General features: G+C 68.5%; 16 protein-coding genes and 1 tRNA gene. 7 read left to right on the top strand and 10 right to left on the bottom strand.

Annotated elements, in window-relative coordinates; genetic code table 11:
• Nucleotides 1–472 precede the first annotated feature (472 nt).
• Together VJT49_RS11505 and VJT49_RS11500 are read right to left on the bottom strand one after the other, a co-directional pair.
• Nucleotides 473–549: transfer RNA gene (locus VJT49_RS11505), tRNA-Met, on the bottom strand.
• Nucleotides 550–612: 63 nt separating this feature from the next.
• Entirely contained in the window at nucleotides 613–3,600 is a 2,988-nt protein-coding gene (locus tag VJT49_RS11500; RefSeq protein ID WP_324164748.1) for a UPF0182 family protein, read from the bottom strand.
• 272 nt (nucleotides 3,601–3,872) lie between these two features.
• Here VJT49_RS11500 and VJT49_RS11495 point away from each other — a divergent pair, with 272 nt between their 5' ends.
• Nucleotides 3,873–4,412, top strand: coding sequence for a PPA1309 family protein (locus tag VJT49_RS11495; RefSeq protein ID WP_324164747.1), 540 nt, complete (start codon nucleotides 3,873–3,875; stop codon nucleotides 4,410–4,412).
• Here VJT49_RS11495 and VJT49_RS11490 read toward each other — a convergent pair.
• The gene (locus VJT49_RS11490) at nucleotides 4,402–5,565 is read right to left on the bottom strand and encodes a PDZ domain-containing protein (RefSeq protein ID WP_324164746.1); all 1,164 of its coding nucleotides are present in this window, start codon (nucleotides 5,563–5,565) and stop codon (nucleotides 4,402–4,404) included. The genes VJT49_RS11495 and VJT49_RS11490 overlap by 11 nt on opposite strands.
• A 90-nt stretch (nucleotides 5,566–5,655) precedes the next feature.
• On the opposite strand from VJT49_RS11490, the gene VJT49_RS11485 reads away from it, so the two are divergent.
• Nucleotides 5,656–6,996 carry a zinc-dependent metalloprotease gene (locus VJT49_RS11485; RefSeq protein WP_324164745.1) on the top strand — a complete coding sequence of 447 codons (1,341 nt, stop codon included), beginning with the start codon at nucleotides 5,656–5,658 and terminating at the stop codon, nucleotides 6,994–6,996.
• A gap of 107 nt (nucleotides 6,997–7,103) precedes the next feature.
• On the opposite strand, the gene VJT49_RS11480 is transcribed toward VJT49_RS11485, so the two are convergent.
• Entirely contained in the window at nucleotides 7,104–7,628 is a 525-nt protein-coding gene (locus VJT49_RS11480; protein WP_324164749.1) for a M48 family metallopeptidase, read from the bottom strand.
• A gap of 215 nt (nucleotides 7,629–7,843) precedes the next feature.
• Here VJT49_RS11480 and VJT49_RS11475 point away from each other — a divergent pair, with 215 nt between their 5' ends.
• The 3 genes from VJT49_RS11475 (at nucleotide 7,844) to VJT49_RS11465 (ending at nucleotide 11,586) form a co-directional block, all read left to right on the top strand.
• Nucleotides 7,844–8,887 (top strand): TOMM precursor leader peptide-binding protein, encoded by a 1,044-nt coding sequence (locus VJT49_RS11475; protein ID WP_324164744.1) that lies wholly within the window; start codon nucleotides 7,844–7,846, stop codon nucleotides 8,885–8,887.
• 84 nt (nucleotides 8,888–8,971) lie between these two features.
• Nucleotides 8,972–10,318, top strand: coding sequence for an AarF/ABC1/UbiB kinase family protein (locus VJT49_RS11470; protein ID WP_324164743.1), 1,347 nt, complete (start codon nucleotides 8,972–8,974; stop codon nucleotides 10,316–10,318).
• A 332-nt stretch (nucleotides 10,319–10,650) separates the two neighbouring features.
• The gene (locus VJT49_RS11465) at nucleotides 10,651–11,586 is read left to right on the top strand and encodes a hypothetical protein (protein WP_324164742.1); all 936 of its coding nucleotides are present in this window, start codon (nucleotides 10,651–10,653) and stop codon (nucleotides 11,584–11,586) included.
• A 235-nt stretch (nucleotides 11,587–11,821) separates the two neighbouring features.
• On the opposite strand, the gene VJT49_RS11460 is transcribed toward VJT49_RS11465, so the two are convergent.
• From VJT49_RS11460 to VJT49_RS11440, 5 genes are all read right to left on the bottom strand, one after another.
• The gene (locus tag VJT49_RS11460; RefSeq protein ID WP_324164741.1) at nucleotides 11,822–12,697 is read right to left on the bottom strand and encodes a class I SAM-dependent methyltransferase; all 876 of its coding nucleotides are present in this window, start codon (nucleotides 12,695–12,697) and stop codon (nucleotides 11,822–11,824) included.
• A 140-nt stretch (nucleotides 12,698–12,837) separates the two neighbouring features.
• Nucleotides 12,838–13,071 (bottom strand): hypothetical protein, encoded by a 234-nt coding sequence (locus tag VJT49_RS11455; RefSeq protein WP_324164740.1) that lies wholly within the window; start codon nucleotides 13,069–13,071, stop codon nucleotides 12,838–12,840.
• A complete protein-coding gene (locus VJT49_RS11450; protein ID WP_324164739.1) occupies nucleotides 13,068–13,460 on the bottom strand; it encodes a WhiB family transcriptional regulator in 393 nt (130 codons plus the stop codon). Before VJT49_RS11450 ends, VJT49_RS11455 begins: the two co-directional genes overlap by 4 nt.
• Before the next feature lie 119 nt (nucleotides 13,461–13,579).
• Nucleotides 13,580–13,828 (bottom strand): hypothetical protein, encoded by a 249-nt coding sequence (locus VJT49_RS11445; RefSeq protein WP_324164738.1) that lies wholly within the window; start codon nucleotides 13,826–13,828, stop codon nucleotides 13,580–13,582.
• 198 nt (nucleotides 13,829–14,026) lie between these two features.
• Nucleotides 14,027–16,108, bottom strand: coding sequence for an ATP-dependent DNA helicase UvrD2 (locus tag VJT49_RS11440; protein ID WP_324164737.1), 2,082 nt, complete (start codon nucleotides 16,106–16,108; stop codon nucleotides 14,027–14,029).
• A gap of 65 nt (nucleotides 16,109–16,173) precedes the next feature.
• Here VJT49_RS11440 and VJT49_RS11435 point away from each other — a divergent pair, with 65 nt between their 5' ends.
• Entirely contained in the window at nucleotides 16,174–16,902 is a 729-nt protein-coding gene (locus VJT49_RS11435; RefSeq protein ID WP_324164736.1) for a DUF4191 domain-containing protein, read from the top strand.
• Between the two features lies 1 nt (nucleotide 16,903).
• Here VJT49_RS11435 and VJT49_RS11430 read toward each other — a convergent pair whose 3' ends face one another.
• A complete protein-coding gene (locus VJT49_RS11430; RefSeq protein ID WP_324164735.1) occupies nucleotides 16,904–17,389 on the bottom strand; it encodes an RDD family protein in 486 nt (161 codons plus the stop codon).
• A 185-nt stretch (nucleotides 17,390–17,574) separates the two neighbouring features.
• Here VJT49_RS11430 and glnA point away from each other — a divergent pair.
• On the top strand, nucleotides 17,575–18,857 hold a 1,283-nt coding region (glnA, locus tag VJT49_RS11425), incomplete at its 3' end, for a type I glutamate--ammonia ligase (protein ID WP_324164734.1).

Raw genomic sequence — 18,857 nt, 5'->3', positions numbered from 1 at the left:
CGCCGACATCGTGCACACTGATCAACTGAAGCCCTTGGTGTGATCTTCTTCCCCAGACAAGAAGCATGATCAACCAAGGGCTTCACCCATGACCAACCGGGGTCACACCACCACGCAACCTGGTTAAACAACAAGCTAAGGGAAAGGGGGCGAAGCCCCCACAGGGAGCGCAGGGGGCGAGGCCCTCCCTGCCGGGGCCTGAGGGTTCGACCCCCGGTGAAACGCGAAAGAGACCGGCCCTGCGCTTTCCACAGTCACAGGCCTCCCACCTCTCCCCGCACCCCAGTGCGACACACCCCACATGCCAGGGCGACCTACCCCACACCGTGCCCAGCCGCCCCGGGGGAAAGAGGGCGGAGCCCGGGTGCAGGGGGGCGGAGCCCACCATGCCCGGATTCTGGGGGTTCGACCCCGGGGTGAAACGCGAAGGAGGCCCGCGTCTGCGCTTCCGCAGACACGGGCCTCTCTCCAGTGGTAGCGGGGACAGGATTCGAACCTGCGACCTCTGGGTTATGAGCCCAGCGAGCTACCGAGCTGCTCCACCCCGCGTTGTGCCACCAAGCTTACGCCCTGGTTTCGCCGGGGTGTACCCGGGGGGTCGAAATCGCCGGATCAGCCTCCTGGCGGAGGCGTCGAAGGGGATGTAGGCGTGTTGGCGCTGTTCTTGGCGGCCTGGAAGTCCTGGGCGGCCTTCTGCAGCGCGGCCAGCGCCTGGCCCTGTGCGGCGAAGTCGCCGTTCTGCTGTGCCTGCCGGAGCTGGTCGAACGCCGCCTGGATGTCGGCGACCGCCTTGTCCAGCGCTGGGTTGGTGCCGCCGCCGGCGGGCGGCGGGGTGGTCGGTGTCGTAACCGGCGCCGAACTCTGGGGGGGCCCTGATGGTTCGGTGGGCGGGGTCGCCGACTGGCTGGCGCCCTCGCCGAACACCTGTTTCAGCGCTTCCCCGAGGGTCGGCGCGAAGCCGACCTTGGATCCGTACGCCACCAGCACGCTGGCCAGCTGGGGGTAACTGTTCTGGTTACGCTGCTGGATGTAAACCGGTTCCACGTAAAGGAATCCGCCTTCCACGGGAAGCGTGATCAGATTCCCGAAGATGGGCGCGACGCTCTGGTTGGAAAACAGCGTCCGCTGTTGCACGAATCTCGAGTCGCTCTGGAACTTGTTCTGTACCTGGACCGGGCCGTCGACCTGACTGCTGCCGCCGGCCGCGGTGGGCAACCGCAGCACTCTGATCGTGCCGTAGTCGGCGGGGTCGGAGGAGACCGACATCCAGGCGGCCAGGTACTGCCGCTGGAGCGCGGTCAACGGGCTGGTGAGTTGGAAGGTGGCGTGGTTCTCCCCGGGCGCCTCGGCGAGTACGTAGTACCCGGGCTGGGGGGTCAGGCCGGAGGCGTCGAGGTTGGTGCCGCCTTCCTGGGTCGGGTCCTGCGGCACGTTCCAGAACGTGTTGGTCGTGTAGAACTCCTGCGGGTCGCTGACGTGGTACCTGGTCAGCAGCTCACGCTGGACCTTGAACAGGTCCTCGGGATACCGGAAGTGCGCCCGGAGGTCCGCCGAGATGTCCGAGCTGGGTTTCACCATGCCGGGGAAGACCTGTTCCCAGGCCTTCAGCACAGGGTCCTTGTCGTCCACCGAGTACAGCGTGACCGTGCCGTCGAAGGCGTCGACGGTGGCCTTCACCGAGTTCCGGATGTAGTTGATGCTGCTGTTGGCCTGCTTCGCGGTGCCGCTCAGCGTGTCCGCGGTCGCCTCGCCGAGCTGGGTCTGCTGGGAGTACGGGTAGTTGTTGAGCGTGGTGTAGCCATCCACGATCCATTCGATCTTTCGCTGCCCGTTCTCGTTCACGACCGCGGGATAGGGGTCTCCGTCCACAGTGAGCCAAGGGGCCACCTTCTGCACGCGGTCACGCGGATCCCGGTTGTACATGATCTTGGATCCGTCGCTGATCGCGTCCGAGAACAGGATGTTGCGCTCACCGTACTTGGCGGCGAAAGCGAGCCGGTTGAACCAGCTGTCGATCGTTACGCCGCCGGTGCCCGCGTAACGGTAGTTGTTCTGGCCCGCACTGTCGTACTCGCCAGGCGCCTTGCCTGCCTGGCCGCCGACGATCGCGTAGTCGTTGGTCAACTCGCCGTAGTAGATGCGCGGCTGGTCGACCGGGATGCCGGGGGCGGAGGGGTTCGACGGGTCGAGTCCCGCCCCGGAGGGGTTCTGGGTGTCGCTGGTGGCGGCGACCGGGTACCCGCCGTCGCTGTTGGCACTGCTGACCGCACGGTCGATCGTGTTGGCCTGCGCCGCCACGAACCCGTTTCCGTGCGTGTACACCATGTGCTTGTTGATCCAGCTGGTCTGGTTTCCGGTCAGGTTCGCGGTGTTGATCTCGCGCGCCGCGACGATGTAGTCCTGAATCTTGTTGTTGACGTTGTACCGGTCGATGTCCAACTTGGTCGGGAAGGCGTAGAAGTTCTCACGGCCGACGCGCTGGGTGAAGGTCGGCGACAGCACGTTCGGGTCCAGCAGCCGGATGTTCGGCACAGTCGTGATGTCCGCGCTGATCTTGGCCGCGGTCGCCTGGCCCGTGCCCGTGTAGTCGTCGTACTGTACGTTGTTCAGCCCGAACGCCGTCTTCGTGGCCGCCATGTTCCGGCTGATGGAAAGCGCTTCCTTCTGGTTGGCGTTGGGCTTGACCGAGAACTGCTCCAGCACCGTCGGCCAGGCCGCCCCGACCAGAATGCCGGACAGGATGAGCAGCACCAGCGCGATCGCGGGCAGCTGGATGTTGCGCAGGAACGCGCCCGCGAAGAACGCGATGGCGCAGATCGCCGAGATGCACAGCAGGATCAGCTTCGCCGGCAGCATCGCGTTGAGGTCGGTGTAGGTGGCGCCGGAGAACAGCGGGTTCCTGGACGACAGCAGCAGGTTGTACCGGTCGAAGAAGTAGTCGACCGCCTTGAGCAGCACGAAGATGCCCGCGGTCACGGCGAGCTGCACCCGCGCGGGCGCCGCGAGTTGTCCGCCGCGGCCGGCCAGGCGGATGCCGCCGAACAGGTAGTGCGCGATGAGCGCGCCGATGAACGCGATCGTCGTCGCCACGAACAGCCAGCCGAGCAGCCACTCGTAGAAGGGGAGGCTGAACGCGTAGAAGCCGATGTCGTTGCCGAATTCGGGATCGGTCTGGCCGAAGGTGGTGCCGTGCAGGAACAGCTGCACGCGCTGCCAGTCGCCCTCGCCGGTCGCGCCCGCGATGAGGCCGGTCACGACCGGGATGCCGATGCCGAACAGCCGGATCCGGCCCACCACCGCCGAGCGGTACCGGGACAGCGGATCGTCGGTGCCGGAGACGGGAACGAACACCGGGCGTGTGCGGTAGGCGATCCACAGGCTCAGCGCGACGGTGCCGCCGACCAGCAGCCCGATGGCGAAGAACAGCACGATCCGGGTCAGCACCACGGTGCTGAACACCTGGCGCGCGCTGACCTCGCCGAACCACAGCCAGTCGACGTAGGTGTCCAGGAGTCTGGCGCCGAGCAGCAGGGCGAGCACGATGATGGCGGCGATGATGAGCAGAATCCGGCTGCGCCGGGACAGCTTCGGCAAGCTCACAGGGGGCCGGTTGGCCACTGGTACACGCTCCTGTCGTCGCGATTCGTTCCCGGGGGCGCACGCTACCCCTGGTTACCTAACTCTACGGGCGGCGTCCCTGGTTCCCCGCGCCGGCCAAATCGGACATTTCGGTACATGTCGGTACATGTCAGTGCCCTCCGCGCCCTCCGCGCTTTCCGCGCTTTCCGCGCCCTCCGCCGGCCTGCGCGCGACCACGATCGGGTCGAGAGCCGCGATCCGACAAAGGCTTCACATCATGTCAGGATGGTCCGATGGGATCGCTCGAAAATCCGGCACCGGCCGTGGCCGCGCTCGCCCGCGAAGTCGAAGAGTTCGTGGCCGCCGGCGGCTGGGACCAGCCACCGCAGCTGTTCGCCCTGGTGCCGACCGCGGCGTTGCTGCGGGAGCAGCCGGACCTGGCCGGGCAACTGGACGCGGCCAGCCCGCTGACGCCGGTCGCCCAGGAGGCGCTGCCGGAGGGCGACCTGGCGGATGCACTGGGCCGGATAGCCTGGCCGGAAGCCGTGGCCGGATGCGCGCTGGCGCAGGAGATCATCGTACTGCCGCCGGGCGCCGAAGCCTCACTGCCGGACTCCGGCAGTGAGGACATCGAGCGGCTGCGCCAGGCGGCTGCCGATCACCCGGCCCGCACGGAGGCCCGGCTCGTCGCCGCGGTCCTGCGGGACGGTCCCGGCGCGTGTGTCCTGCGCCTGCGCGGCGGCCGGCCAGGCGAGCCGGGCGACGAGGTCGTGGAGCACCCCGAACTGGCGCCGAACCTGATCGACGCGCTCCGCGCCACCCTCAGCCCGTAGTGCAGGAAGGGACCGGTTTCCCGGCCTTGAGGTCGTCGAGCGCGGTGAGCGCGCTGTCGAGACTCGTGATCTTGACCAGCTTGAGCCCGCCGGGGGCGGCGGCGGCCGCCTCCGCACAGTTCTGTTCGGGGGTGAGGAACACCGTCGCGCCCGCGTCGTGCGCCCCGACCACCTTGAACGAGATCCCGCCGATGGGACCGACATCGCCCTTCTCGTCGATCTCGCCGGTACCCGCCACGTGCTCGCCCGCCACCATGTCGCCCGGCGTGAGCCTGTCCACGATGGCCAGCGCGAACATCAGCCCCGCGGAAGGGCCGCCGACGTCCTGCAGGGACACCTTCACGTCGAAGGGCACGTCCGAGCGATCGATCGGCAGAAGGCCCATGAAGCCCTGCTTCTGGCCGGAGTCGGGGTTGGCGGCGAGCGTGATCGAAGCGGTCTTCGCGGGGTCGTTGCCGTGCTGGAAAGTGATCGAAATGCGCTGTCCCGGCGACGTCCCGGCCAGCGCCGACCGCACGTCGTCCTCCTGGGTGACCTGCTTGCCGTTCACGATCAGCAGCCGGTCACCCGCCTCGAGCACGTGGTCGACCGGGCTGCCCGAGACGACCTCCTTCACCAGCACCTTGATCGGGTAGCCGAGGTGGCGCAGTGCCGCGACCTCGGCATTGCTCTGCGAGTCCTGGAACTCCTGGACGTTCTCCTGCTGAACCTGCTCATCGCTCTCGCCCGGCTTGAAGTACTCCTCGCGCGGGGCGAGCGCGTACCGGCCGCTCGCCCACAGGCCGAGCGCGCCGAACAGGGTGATCTGGTCGTTGAGCGAGACCGTGGTCATGCGCAGCTCGCCGGAGGTGGCGTAGGTCTGCTGCCCGTCGATCTGGATCACCGGGGAGCCGTTGACGGCGCCGAGTGTGTCGTAGGTCGGTCCGGGGCCGATCGCCACATAGGGAACCCGGACGAAAGCGCCGGTCAGACCGAACACGACCACCAGCAGGCCGCTCAGCACGACCGTCCAGCCACGCCTCGTCAGCCGTTTGCCGGTGTCATGCGGCGGCGCGGTCCCCTTGCCGGGGGCGTCCGCGACCCTTTCCGGGGCGGGCGCCGTATCCGCCGTGCCGGCACTCCGAGCTGTCGTTTCCTCACGGGACTCGCTCACCCGAGACAGCGTACGGTGAGCGGTTTAAGCTGGGAGTCACCAGCCCCGGCTGACGCGGTGCGGCGGGCTCCGGCCGCGTACGGTGGTGTTATGAGCAATCTCCCGTTCGGTTTCGGTGCATCCGATCCCGACAAACCCGGCGAAAACGAGCCGGAGGGCGGCGGCCAGGGTTCCGGTGCCGACGCGTTCAGCCAACTCGGCCAGATGCTCAGCCAGCTGGGCCAGATGCTGAGCCAGGCGGGCAGCTCCAGCGGGCCGGTGAACTACGAGCTCGCCAAGCAGATCGCGCTGCAGAAACTGTCCGGGAGTGGTGAGGGCACCATCGGGTTCAGCTCGGGCGGCGACTCCGGCAGCGCCGTTCGCGATGCCGCACACCTCGCCGAGCTGTGGCTCGACGCGGCGACCATCCTCCCGGCCGGCGCGAAGGTCACCGAGGCCTGGTCGCCCCGCGACTGGGTGCAACGGACCCTACCGACCTGGCAGCGGCTGTGCGACCCGGTCGCCCGCCGGGTGTCGGGCGCCTGGGTGGAGGCAATGCCCGCGGAAGCCAAGCAGGCGGCGGGACCACTGCTGTCGATGGTGAGCCAGATGGGCGGGATGGCCTTCGGCTCGCAGCTGGGGAACGCGCTGGCCCAGCTCGCTTCCGAGGTCCTGACCTCCACCGAGGTGGGTCTCCCGCTGGGACCGGACGCCACCTCGGCACTCCTTCCGGCGAACATCGAGAAGTTCACCGAAGGCCTCGAGCTGCCCAGCAGTGAGGTGCTGGTGTTCCTCGCGGCCAGGGAAGCGGCACACCAACGGCTGTTCACCCACGTGCCGTGGCTGCGGCAGCGGCTCCTCGCGACGGTCGGGGAGTTCGCGCACGGCATAAAGGTCGACACCTCCGCTCTCGAGCAGCTGGCGGGCCAGGTCGACCCGAGCAACCCGGCGAGCATCGAGGAGGCGCTGTCCTCGGGCCTGCTGGAACCGCAGACCACACCCGAGCAGCAGGCCGCGCTCAACCGGCTGGAGACCCTGCTGGCCCTGGTCGAGGGCTGGGTGGATGTCGTCGTGGCGGACGCGGTCGGCGACCGGCTGCCCGGTGCCGGCGCGCTCCGGGAAACACTACGCCGCCGGCGCGCGACGGGCGGTCCCGCCGAGCAGACCTTCGCCACCCTGGTGGGCCTCGAGTTGCGGCCGCGCCGGATGCGTGCCGCCTCGGCGCTGTGGAAGCTGGTGGGTGAGGGGCACGGGATGGAAAAGCGTGACGGGCTGTGGTCGCACCCCGACCTGGTCCCGACCGCGGAGGACCTCGACGACCCGATGGAGTTCAGCGAGCGGTTGGGCGCCCGGACGGACCTCGACGACCTGGACCCGATGGCCGAGCTCGAGCGCACCAAGAAGCCCGGTGACGAGGCCGGCTCCAGCGACGACGACACCTCCTCGTCCTGACCTACGGCACGCACCCTCTGGGGGTGCAAGCCCCGAGGACAGGGTAAGTACCCGGCGAAAAGGGGCGTCCACCACGCCCGCGGTGAACGCCCCCGCCATCCGTGCGCTCAGTCGTCGGTGTCCAGTTCGCTGATCCCCCATCCGGCGGCCGCCGAGAGCCCCTCGAGATAACCGATGGCTCGTTCGGTCTTGGGGTAGCGCCGGACGAGCTCCCAGAACCGGGCGTTGTGCCCGGCTTCCCGCAGGTGGGCCAGCTCATGGACCAGCACGTAGTCCAGCACCCAGGCCGGTACGTCCCGTAACCGCTCGCTCACGCGGATGGTCGTGTCGGCCGGGGTGCACGAAGCCCAGCGCGTCCGCATCGGTGGTACCCAACGGACACTGGCCGGGAGTACCGACCGGTCGAGGTAACGCGCCGAGAGTTGCGCACAGCGGGCCAGAAGCGCCCCGTCCGACTCACGCGAAGGCGAGGCCCGCCTCGTCTCCGTGCGCTGCAACTTGCGCTCCATCTCGGCAACCCAATGCCGTTCCTCGGCTCGGCTCATCCCCGCGGGAATGAGCACAACGAGGGTGTCGCCTTCGCGGTACGCGGTGACGGTGCTCCGCCGCCGCGCGCTCCGCCGCACTTCAATCTTCTGCCGCGAGGTGTCTACCTGCTCGATCTTGTCCCGGCTCCGAAGAGAGGGCACCCGTCCATTCGCCACCCGTCCACGGTAAGGCCAGGCACCGACAACCCGGGAGGGTTGAGGCTCACCCAGATCAAGTTATCCACAACCAAAGTTTTCCTGTGGATAACTGGCCCTCTTGGTTAGCGGATTCTTAGCCACCCCTTGTCACCCTGGCACTCATGACGAACGCACCGACCGGCGAACGCCAGGTCATCCTGCCCGAACGGCCCCGGTTGCGGCCCGGCCTGGAGGTTTTCGACCGCGCTCCGGGCGAGGTCCAGATCGGCCTCGATCCCCGGCACGCAATGGTGGCGAGCGGCCTGCCGCCCCAGGTCGTCACCGCCATGCACCGGCTCGACGGCAGCCTTCGGCTGGCCGACCTGCTCGCGCTCGCCACGGCCGAACACGGTGAGCAACTACGCGAGCTCCTCACCGAGCTGACACGGCTGGGGCTCGTCGTGGAGACCTGGGCGAGTCACAGCCGCGTGGCCGGTGAGGTTGGGCTGTGGTCGCTGCGAGCCGGTCAGCGGCATCGCGAAACCTTCGAGCAACTGACCCACACGACCGTCGTGCTGCACGGCGACGGCAGGCTGACGATCGCCATCGCGACACTGCTCGCCGCCTCCGGTGTGGGCGGCATCCACGTGGCGGCGAGCGGGGTCGTGACGGAACAGGACACCGGCAGCGGCTACCTCGACGCCGATATCGGCAAGGCGCGGCGAACCGCCGCGGCCGCCGCCCTCCATCGGGTGAACCCGGCAACCAGGACCCGCAAGCCGAGCGGGGACCGGCAGCCCGAGTTGGTGGTGCTCGCCGACGCGATCGTGCCGGCGCCCGAGCTCGTCCGCCTCCTCACGCAGGAGGGCGTGCCCCACCTGCCCGTTCGCGTGCGGGACGGGCTCGGCATCGTGGGCCCGCTGGTGTACCCGGGCCGCAGCAGCTGCCTCGGCTGTGCGGACCTTCACCGGAAGGCACTGGACCCGCGGTGGCCCACCGTAGCCGGCCAGCTCGCCGGCCGCACCCAGCACGCGGACCTGGGCAGTATCCAGGTGACCGCTGCCATGGCCGCGAATCAGATCCTCCGCGCGCTCTGCTTCGGCGACACCCCGCCGCCGGTCTGGAACACCACCATCGAGATCGACGCCTACGAAGGCACCATCGAACATCGCCCCTGGCCGCCGAACCCCGTCTGCGGCTGTGGTGCCCTCCCGGGCAGGCCCTGACGTCAGGTTGTCCGGGCCACCCCCAGGTGGGTACGTTCTACCGGCGGCTGCCAGAGGGATCGGTGGCAAGGCACAATCGCTGACGTGACTGACTTCCGGGATCGCACCGAGGACCGGGACACCCCGGACATCCCCCGCACGACCGCGGCGAGGACCGCGAAGCTCGCCAGCCTGCCCCTGGGCATCGCCGGCCGGGCCGTGGGCGCCTGGGGACGACGGTTGACGGGCCAGAGTGCCGAGGAGGTCAACGCGACTTTGGCCGCCAAGGCGGCGGAGCAGCTGTTCGAGGTGCTGGGCACGCTCAAAGGCGGCGCCATGAAGTTCGGGCAGACGCTGAGCGTGTTCGAGGCGGCGGTGCCCGACGAAATGGCCGCGCCGTACCGCGACGCATTGACCAAGCTGCAGTCGTCGGCGCCAGCCATGTCCACCCGGCAGGTCCACCGCGTACTGGCCGAGCAACTCGGCCGCTCGTGGCGCGAGCGGTTTCACGACTTCGACGACGCGCCCACGGCAGCCGCCAGCATCGGCCAGGTACACCGCGCGGTCTGGCATGACGGACGCGAGGTCGCGGTCAAGGTGCAGTACCCCGGAGCCGACGAAGCCCTGCGCAGCGACCTCCGCCAGTTGCAGCGTTTCAGCAGGTTGTTCCAGGCGCTGATGCCGGGCACCGAAGTCAAACCCCTGCTGGTCGAACTGGCCGCCCGGATGGACGAGGAGCTCGACTACCGGGGGGAAGCCGACAGCCAGCGAGCCTTCGCGAAGGCGTTCGAGGGTGACGAGCAGGTGTTCGTGCCGAGGGTCGTCGCCAGCGCGCCGAAGGTCCTGGTCACCGAGTGGGCGGCGGGCACTCCGCTGGCCAAGATCATTTCAGGTGGCGACACCGCTACCCGCAACGAAGTGGGCAGGCTGCTCGCCGAGTTCCACTACTCCTCGCCCAGCCGGGTCCGCCTGCTGCATTCCGACCCGCATCCGGGCAACTTCCTGCTGCTCGACGACGGCAGGCTGGGCGTTATCGACTTCGGCGCCGTCGCCCGGCTCCCGCAGGGGATTCCGCACCATCTCGGCGAGATGACCAGGCTCGCGCTCGAAGGGCGTTCCACCGAGCTGATGCGGTCACTGCGGGACAACGGTTTCGTCCGCGACGGCAGCGCCCTGCGTCCGGACGACGTCCTGGCGTATCTCGCTCCGTTCACCGAACCCCTGGCGACCGAGCGGTTTCACTTCACGCGTGCCTGGATGCAGCGCCAGGCGATGCGGGTCAGCGACGCACGGGGCCAGGACTTCCGCATCGGCAGATCCCTGAACCTGCCCCCGGAATACCTGCTGATCCACCGCGTGACGGCGGGCTCCACCGGCATCCTCTGCCAGCTCGACGCGGAAATTCCCGCGCGCGCCATCGTCCGCCACTGGCAGCCGGGATTCGCCGACTGAGTACGCCCCGCGCGGGCCTGGTAATTCTCCACCACGAGCCGACACACCTGGACAACAGCGCCGCATGCTCGTGGCCCTTGGAGCCGCACGGGCAAACCGTTCTGCCGGCCCGCGCGGACTCCCGATCAACATCGAACGCGGCCCGGGCACGTAAGCCGCGATTTCGATGATCGGGCATCTCGGCATGACGCGCTACCCCGCAGCCGCGTTCCAGCCGCGGTTATCCACAGATAACGCGCTCTCCGAACGAAACCGCCATTCGTACGGCCGAGTTATCCACATATTTCGAGATCCGGTTCCCCACCGCGCACGCCGAGGGCACGCTGGAGCCCATGGCCCAAACCAATCCCGCACCACTCGCCACCGTCCGCACGGTCGAAAGCGACGGCGTCACGACCAGCGCGAAACTGCGCGCCGAAGGGATGCCGGGCAGCACGATCGCCACACGGTGCAGGCCTGGCGGTCCCTGGCGCCGGCTGTTGCCGGGCGTGATTTTGCTCGGCGACAGCGAACCGACCCGGCGCCAGCAACTCCGGGCGGCGTTGTACTACACGGGCCCGGGTTCCGTGGTGAGCGGCCTTGACGCCCTCCGCGCATCCGGCATCCCGGTCATTCCGTCTCCCGAGGTGCGCGTGCTCGTACCACCGGAGCGCAGAACGGTGCCGCGAGGGTTCGTGGCCCTCGAGCGAACCTCTCGCGTCCCACCGCCGCTGATCAAGAACGGGATTCCCTACGCCCCGGTCGCGAGGGCCACTTTGGACGTTGCGCGCCATGAGCCGGACCCCGCGCGCCTCCGCCGGCTCTTGACACTGCCTGTCTACTACGGCCTTTGCACCGCCGGGGAACTTTGCGCCGAACTCGAAGCCGGAAACCAGCGTGGTTCGGCAGGCGTCCGCGAGATACTGCGCGACCTTGGCTCGATGGGCGAGACCTACCTGCAGGGTGCCGCACGAGCGCTGATCCGGCACGTCCCGCTGCCTCCACCAACCTGGAACGTGACCATCTGCGATCTCGTCGGCCACCCCATCGGAATCGTGGACGCGTGGTGGGACGAAGTCGCCCTGGGCTGGCAGTTCGGCGGATGCCGGGCCGGGCCGAAAATGAACCACCTCGCGCTGATCGCGGCGGGCGTGGTACTCCTGCGCAGCGCACCAGACCAGTTGCACACGCAGGCCGGCCGCATCAGGCGAGAGCTGACCAGCGCTTTCGCGAGTGCGGCCAAACGCAGACGCCCCAAGGTGCAGGCGTTCGGCGCGGTGGCGGCATGACCAGCACAGGGTCAGGCCACGGTACTGGAAGACTCGACGGCACCGAAGAAAGGAGAACAGCTTTACCAGTATTCCGCCGTAAGCTTGGCTTCGATGTCGCGCACGTGCTCTCTCGCGCATTGAGGGCACAACCAACGAACGGTTCCCTGCTCGTGCTCGGCCACCCAGGCCAGCGCGGCCGTCAGATCCGCCGCGAGGTCACGTGCGGCACCGCAGCGGGAACACGACTCCCCCGTCACCGGATCCGTCCGAAGTGGATGGTTTGCGTCCCCAGCACGTACAGGTCCTCGCGCCAGCCGAGGTAAGCGGAATCGTCGTGGTCGAGCAGGCGAGCGGCGGCGTCCCGATCGTCGGCGCCGAGGCGATCGCCCACGGTTTCGACGAGCCGCCGAAACCGATCGACGACGTAACCGCGAGCCGGTGCCGACAGCGGGGCGGGATGGTCGAGGAGGCTGCTGAAGGAACCGACGTCCGCCAACCCCGCCTTCTCGAGCGCCACGTTCCAGCCGTAGGGCATGCGAGCCGCGCCGGGTATCGTGGCCCGCATCTCGCCGAACCAGTCGTCCCGAGCAGCGAGCAACCGTCGTTCCAAGCCAGGGCTGCCGATCCCGAGATCCCAAGGCAGGCAATGGGTTTCCAGCCCGCCTTCGGCGACCGCGAGCACTCCCCCGCGGCCGAGCGCGCGGGCCAGGCCGGTGAGCCCGGACTGCTGGTCGGGCAGATGGTGCACCATGGCCGCGGCCCAGACCAGTTGCGCGGGCGGCACATGCTCACGAAGGTTTGGGGTGGCGACGTCGAGGTGCAGGGTCTCGATCTCGACCCGATCCGAGCCGGCCCGGGTTCGAGCTGTCTCCGCGGCGACCGAAAGCAGATCCGGCACGGCGTCGACCAGGACAAGCTTTCCGCCCTCCCGGGCGGAAAGCGCGGAAGCCAGAGCCGCGCTCATACCGCCGGCCCCGGACCCCACGTCGACCACGACAGGGTTCCGCGGCAGTTCACCCACCAGACGGTCGGCGGTCTCGGCGAGGGCCCCGGCGTTGATCTCGTCCGCCCGTCGCAGGTCTGAGATCCGCGCCGCCCAGTCGATACCGTCGTGTGTATGTGCCGTCATACCGCCATCTAACACGACCCTCGGCTGGGTCGAAATGCGGGAAATGAGCCGCGCGGGATGCGGACAGCGCAGGAAGAAGCCTTGCCACGGACAACCCGTGGCAAGGCCCTTCCTCCCTACCCCTGGACTTCACCAGAACATCAGGAACGGTGCCGGCGCCCCCACGGGACGATCCGATGCCGCCGGCGGACGGACCACTCCCGGTTGCACATCCGCCGCAACCGGGCCTCCTCCAGCATTTCCTGTATTCGGGCTCTGGCCAGTTCTTCGTACATCAACATCTCGCTGATCTCCTTTGTCGTACTGGGCGAAGCGCTCGGTGTGGCGAGCACGACGTCCCACTTTTCGATCTCGGCGATAGGCTGGCGGTTCATGCCGCGCTCCGCTGCCCACGCGCCAGAGGCTGTTCCTCAACGGGCCGCTCGACCACCGGGTTCTTGCGGGGACGTCCCCGCGGCCGCTTGCGGGCGACCACGACGCCGCGCTCGAAGATCTCGCCGCCCCAGACGCCCCACGGCTCACGGCGAGCCAGCGCTCCGGCGAGGCATGCCTCCCGCACCGGGCAATCGGCGCAGAAGACCTTGGCCCGCTCCAGATCCGCCGGCGATTCCGCGAACCACAGGTCGGCGTCCCCGGACCGGCAGGGCAGGTCCGTGTCGGGCGAGACGACGGTGTCGAGCAGCTCACCGACTACGCTTCCCAGCGGATCAGTGAGTGTGTCGGGTAGCGCCCCCTCTGACGCGAAGGCGATTGCCGATGACATTCCCGTTCTCCTTTGTGTAGTAACGGTTTCGGTTGTGGAGGGGTACTGCAAAAACACGAAGGCCGCGGATCCGGTGAACGGTTCCGCGGCCTTCGTGAGCCTCTGCCCTGAACGGGTTCTCAGGGACTTCGCTCTTGCGGCGGTAGCGGAACATGGATCGGACGCTGCTTGAGAGACGGCAGGTCGACGTTCAACGGAGTGCCAGCGGGCCCGAACACACTGGTCCCGTTGGCAACACGGCGCAGCCCGGTGGTGGGCACGGCTTCGGCGGCCCAATACACACCCGTGCCCTGGCCGGCATTGCCGACGTGCGGCATGGCGCAGAACGGCGCGGTGCCAGGGCTATCGATCGTCAGACAAATCTTCACGTCCCAGCACCTCCTTCCCGTACTACGCTCACCACCGACAGTCGGCGGCCTCAACCCCAGCGGGCGATCCTCACCCGGCCTCTGCAGGCTATTGCCCCAGGCCACACCTGGGCAACTCATTTTCCACAAGAATTTTCCAAGCCACGAAGATCGCCCCTGAGCAGCGGTTACGCCGCACGAACGGCCCGATCGGCGCGGTCAACCGTGCTCGCCACGGACCACGGCCAGCACGTCCGCGCCGAAGCGCTCGACCTTGGTCGGACCGATCCCGGAAATCGCGACGAGCCCGCCCTGGTCGGCCGGGCGCTGTTCGGCGATGGCGATCAGGGTGGCGTCGGTGAACACCACGAAGGGCGGCACCCTGAGTTCGCGCGCCCGGCCGATTCGCCACTCCTTGAGCCGCGCCAGCAGTTCCTCGTCCACATTGGACGGACACCGGCCACACCGGGTCAGCTTGATCTCCATGGTGTCCAGCAGCGGCGCTCCACAGACCCGGCACCGGGGGTTCGCGTGGCTCTCCTTCTGGCGGCCACGGGGCACCCTCGCGTCCGGATGATGCTCCGGCAGCAGCCCGTACAGGAACCGGCTTCGCCTCCGGTGACGCCGGCCGCCCGGATGCCGCGACAGCGACCACGACAACCACAGGTGTTCACGAGCCCGCGTGACGCCGACATAGAAGAGCCTTCGCTCCTCCTCGACGGCGGCCTCGTCGCCGTCCGCGTGCTGGATCGGCAGGATCCCCTCGGCGAGCCCGACCAGGAACACGGCGTCCCACTCCAGCCCCTTGGCGGCGTGCAGGGATGCCAGCGTGACGCCCTCCACCGTCGGCGGATGCTGTGCGGCGGCACGCTGCTCGAGTTCGGCGACGTACCGCGGCAGATCCGCGCCCTCGACGGTGGAAGCAAGCTCCTCGGCCACCTCGACGAGGGCGAGCAGCGCGTCCCAGCGCTCCCGGGCCGCGCCACCGGCCGGCGGCTGGTCGGTCAGGCCGACCTGGACCAGCGCCCTCCGCACCGCCGGAACCAGATCGCCGGCCGGCGGTTCCGCCGCGGCCGTGCGTAGCGCGATCATCGCCTGCCGTACCTCACGCCGGTCGAAGAACCGTTCCCCACCGCGCACGAGGTAGGCGATGCCAGCATCCGCAAGCGCTTGCTCGAAGGTTTCCGACTGTGCGTTGACGCGATACAGGATGGCGATTTCGCTGGCGGCGACCCCTGAGTCGAGCAGCTGGCGAACACGGGCGACCACGGCACCGGCCTCGGTCGGCTCGTCCTCGAACTCGGCGAAGCGGGGCTCTGGCCCATCGCGGCGCTGACCGATCAGGCGCAACCGCGAGCCGGCCGGGCGGTTACGCGCGGCGCTGATCACCCGGTTGGCCAGCTCCGACACCTGCGGAGTCGACCGGTAGTCCCGCTCGAGCCGGACGACGGTGGCTTCCGGGAACCTGCGGGTGAACTCCAGCAGGGGCTTCGGCGAGGCACCACCGAACGAATAGATGGTCTGGTTCGCGTCACCCACCACGGTCAGGTCGTCGCGCCCGCCCAGCCAGGCGTCCAGCAACCGCTGTTGCAGCGGGGTCACGTCCTGGTATTCGTCCACGACGAAGCAGCGGTACCGGTCGCGGAACTCGCGCGCGACGTCTCCGTGTTCTTCCAGGGCTGCCGTCGTGTGCAGGAGCAGGTCGTCGAAGTCGAGCACCCGCGCCGAGTTCTTGACCTTCTCGTAGGCGCGGTACACCTCGGCGACCTGTGCGGTGGGCGCCGCGATGACGCGCTGCAGCCGGGTGGCCGTTGCCGGATAGTCGTCCGGCGCGATCAGCGAGGCCTTCGCCCATTCGATCTCAGTAGCCAGGTCGCGCAGGATTTCGGCGTCCGTGCCGAGACCCGTCCGGTGGGCCGCCTGGCCGACGAACCGGAGCTTGCCTTCGAGCAGATCCCAGGGCCGGTCGCCGACGACCCTCGGCCAGAAATACCGCAGCTGCCGACGGGCGGCCGCGTGGAAGGTGAGTGCCTGCGCACCGTCGACGCCCAGCGCACGTAGCCGGGTCCGCATCTCGCCCGCGGCACGCGCGGTGAAGGTGACCGCGAGGACCTGCCCGGCCGAGACGTGGCCGGACCGGATGAGGTGCGCGATGCGGTGGGTGATCGTCCGGGTCTTGCCGGTACCGGCACCGGCCAGTACGCAAACCGGTCCCCGGTGCGCGCTCGCCGCGGCGCGCTGCTCGGGATCCAGACCGGCCAGCAGATCTTCCCCGGCCTTCGTCGAAGGTGCGCTCGCCACCCCCGCATCCTCGCAGAGGGGGCCGACAACTTCTCGGCTGCCCACCCCGCCGTATCCTGGGGTATATGGCGGGAAAGCAGGACAAGGAAGCTGCCAAGCAGGCCAAGCGGGACAAGCGCGCCGCCAGCAGGGCCCGGCGTGCCCAGATCTTCGAGGCGTTCAAGATGCAGCGCCGCGAGGACAAGGCGCTCATCCCGATCATGGCCGGCACCTTCCTGGTCGTCGCGGGTGTGGTGTTCGGGGTCGGGTTCCTCCTCGGCCTCCTGTGGGTGCTGCTCCCGCTAGGCATAATCCTCGGCGCGCTGCTGGCGTTGGTCGTCTTCGGGCGGCGGGTGCAGCGCACCGTGTTCGCGAAGGCCGATGGGCAGCCGGGCGCCGCGGGCTGGGCACTGGACAACCTCCGCGGCAAATGGCGGGTGACCCAGACGGTCGCGGCGACGACCCAGCTCGACGCCGTGCACCGGGTACTCGGCGCGCCGGGCGTCATCCTGGTCGGTGAGGGTGCTCCCCATCGGGTGAAGAACCTGGTCGCCCAGGAGAAGAAGCGGGTCGCCCGGCTCGTCGGCGAGACCCCGATCTACGACATCGTGATCGGCAACGACGAGGGCCAAGTCCCGCTGCGCCGCATCCAGCAGCATCTGATGAAGCTTCCGCGCAACCTCAAGCCGGCCCAGGTCGACGCACTCGAGGCCAAGCTCGCGGCGCTGGGCAACCGGGGCGCCGCACTGCCGAAGGGCCCGATGCCCCAGGGCGCCAAGATGCGCAACGTGCAGCGCACCATCCGCCGCCGCTGACCTAGCGCAGCCGGACCACGACCGTGCCGGTCAGCCGATCAAGCCAGCTGCGGCCGTCGGCGTTGCGGACGATCGCGGGGATGATCAGGAAGGTCAGCGCGGCTCGCACGAGCGCCCGCCACACCCCGACCATCGACGCACCGTCGAGCCTCCCCACCCGGATACCGGTGGCCGCCATGCCCGGCGTGGAGCCGAAGAGAGAGACCGGAACGACGGTGATCACCGCCCAGACGACGACGGACCACAGGTTGTAGGACTCCATCGTCACCGGATCCTGGAAGTTGGGCCGGAAGAAGAGGGAGGTCACCAGCGACGCCAGCACCAGATCGACGACCAGCGCGAGCAGCCGGAGACCCCCGCCGGCGACCGAACGCGGTCCGCTTTCGGGCAGGCCGAGACGTTCGCCTCGCCATCGCGGTGGCTCCGCGGCGCCGGCGCCCGAACCCGTGAGCACGCCGGACAACCACTCTCCGGTCCATCTCGCCACCCGCCCAGGGTATGCCGTCGGCGAAACCGGCGTTCGCCCTGGTCCGCTGGCTCAGACCAGGCCCAGATCAGGGGACCAGTTAACGTCCGCGAAACATACGGGTGACTGTCGGGCAACACCGCACTCTTAGCTTGTGCCGGAAGAGAGTACTGCCCCCGGCAATGCGTATGAAGGAGTTACAGAGGGTGTCCACTACTCCAGACGATATCCAACGTCTCATCACGGATGAGAACGTTCAGTTTGTCGATGTCAGGTTCTGTGATCTGCCGGGCGTCATGCAGCACTTCACCGTCCCCGCGAAGGCGTTCGACAACGACGCCTTCGAAGAGGGCTTGGCCTTCGACGGCTCGTCGGTGCGTGGTTTCCAGTCGATTCACGAGTCGGACATGTTGCTGCTGCCCGACCCGGAGACGGCGCGGATCGACCCGTTCCGCAAGGAGAAGACCCTCTCCATCAACTTCTTCGTGCACGACCCGTTCACCCGCGAGGCATACAGCCGCGACCCCCGGAACATCGCGCGGAAAGCTGAGCAGTACATCGCCGAATCGGGCGTCGCGGACACAGCGTTCTTCGGGCCGGAAGCCGAGTTCTACGTGTTCGACTCGGTTCGCTTCGACTCCGCCGAGAACGGCACCTTCCACGAAATCGACTCGGTCGAGGGCTGGTGGAACACCGGCACCGACGAGGAAGGCGGCAACCGCGGCTACAAGACCAAGTACAAGGGCGGCTACTTCCCCGTGCCGCCGGTCGACCACTACGCCGACCTTCGCGACGAGATCGTGCAGAACCTGCAGGGTTCCGGCTTCGAGATCGAGCGTGCGCACCACGAGGTGGGCACCGCCGGCCAGGCCGAGATCAACTACAAGTTCAACACGCTGCTGCACGCGGCCGACGACCTGATGCTCTTCAAGTACATCGTGAAGAACACCGCGTGGGCGGCCGGCAAGACCGCGACCTTCATGCCGAAGCCGCTGTTCGGCGACAACGGTTCCGGCATGCACTGCCACCAGTCGCTGTGGAAGGACGGCCAGCCGCTGTTCTACGACGAGTCCGGTTACGCGGGTCTGAGCGACACTGCTCGTCATTACATCGGCGGCATCCTGGCCCACGCCCCCAGCCTGCTGGCCTTCACCAACCCGACGGTCAACTCCTACCACCGCCTGGTGCCGGGCTTCGAGGCGCCGGTCAGCCTGGTGTACTCGCAGCGCAACCGCTCGGCCTGTGTCCGGATCCCGATCACGGGCACCAACGCGAAGGCGAAGCGCATCGAGTTCCGGTGCCCGGACTCCTCCGGTAACCCGTACCTGGCCTTCGCGGCCATGATGATGGCCGGTCTGGACGGCATCAAGAACAAGATCGAGCCGCCGGAGCCGATCGACAAGGACCTGTACGAGCTCCCGCCCGAGGAGGCCAAGGACGTCAAGCAGGTCCCGGCCGACCTGGGCAGCGTGCTCGACAATCTGGAGCG

It is taken from the genome of Amycolatopsis sp., from assembly GCF_035276945.1.
Classification (GTDB): domain Bacteria; phylum Actinomycetota; class Actinomycetes; order Mycobacteriales; family Pseudonocardiaceae; genus Amycolatopsis_E.
Note: the sequence above shows the minus strand (reverse complement) of the source record. Positions and strands in the feature narration are given on the sequence as shown.

Coding starts and splice junctions, on each gene's coding strand:
- VJT49_RS11495 (WP_324164747.1), top strand. CDS start 3,873: ATGGGATCGCTCGAAAATCCGGCACCGGCCGTGGCCGCGCTCGCCCGC.
- VJT49_RS11485 (WP_324164745.1), top strand. CDS start 5,656: ATGAGCAATCTCCCGTTCGGTTTCGGTGCATCCGATCCCGACAAACCC.
- VJT49_RS11475 (WP_324164744.1), top strand. CDS start 7,844: ATGACGAACGCACCGACCGGCGAACGCCAGGTCATCCTGCCCGAACGG.
- VJT49_RS11465 (WP_324164742.1), top strand. CDS start 10,651: ATGGCCCAAACCAATCCCGCACCACTCGCCACCGTCCGCACGGTCGAA.
- VJT49_RS11460 (WP_324164741.1), bottom strand. CDS start 12,697: ATGACGGCACATACACACGACGGTATCGACTGGGCGGCGCGGATCTCA.
- VJT49_RS11455 (WP_324164740.1), bottom strand. CDS start 13,071: ATGAACCGCCAGCCTATCGCCGAGATCGAAAAGTGGGACGTCGTGCTC.
- VJT49_RS11450 (WP_324164739.1), bottom strand. CDS start 13,460: ATGTCATCGGCAATCGCCTTCGCGTCAGAGGGGGCGCTACCCGACACA.
- VJT49_RS11435 (WP_324164736.1), top strand. CDS start 16,174: ATGGCGGGAAAGCAGGACAAGGAAGCTGCCAAGCAGGCCAAGCGGGAC.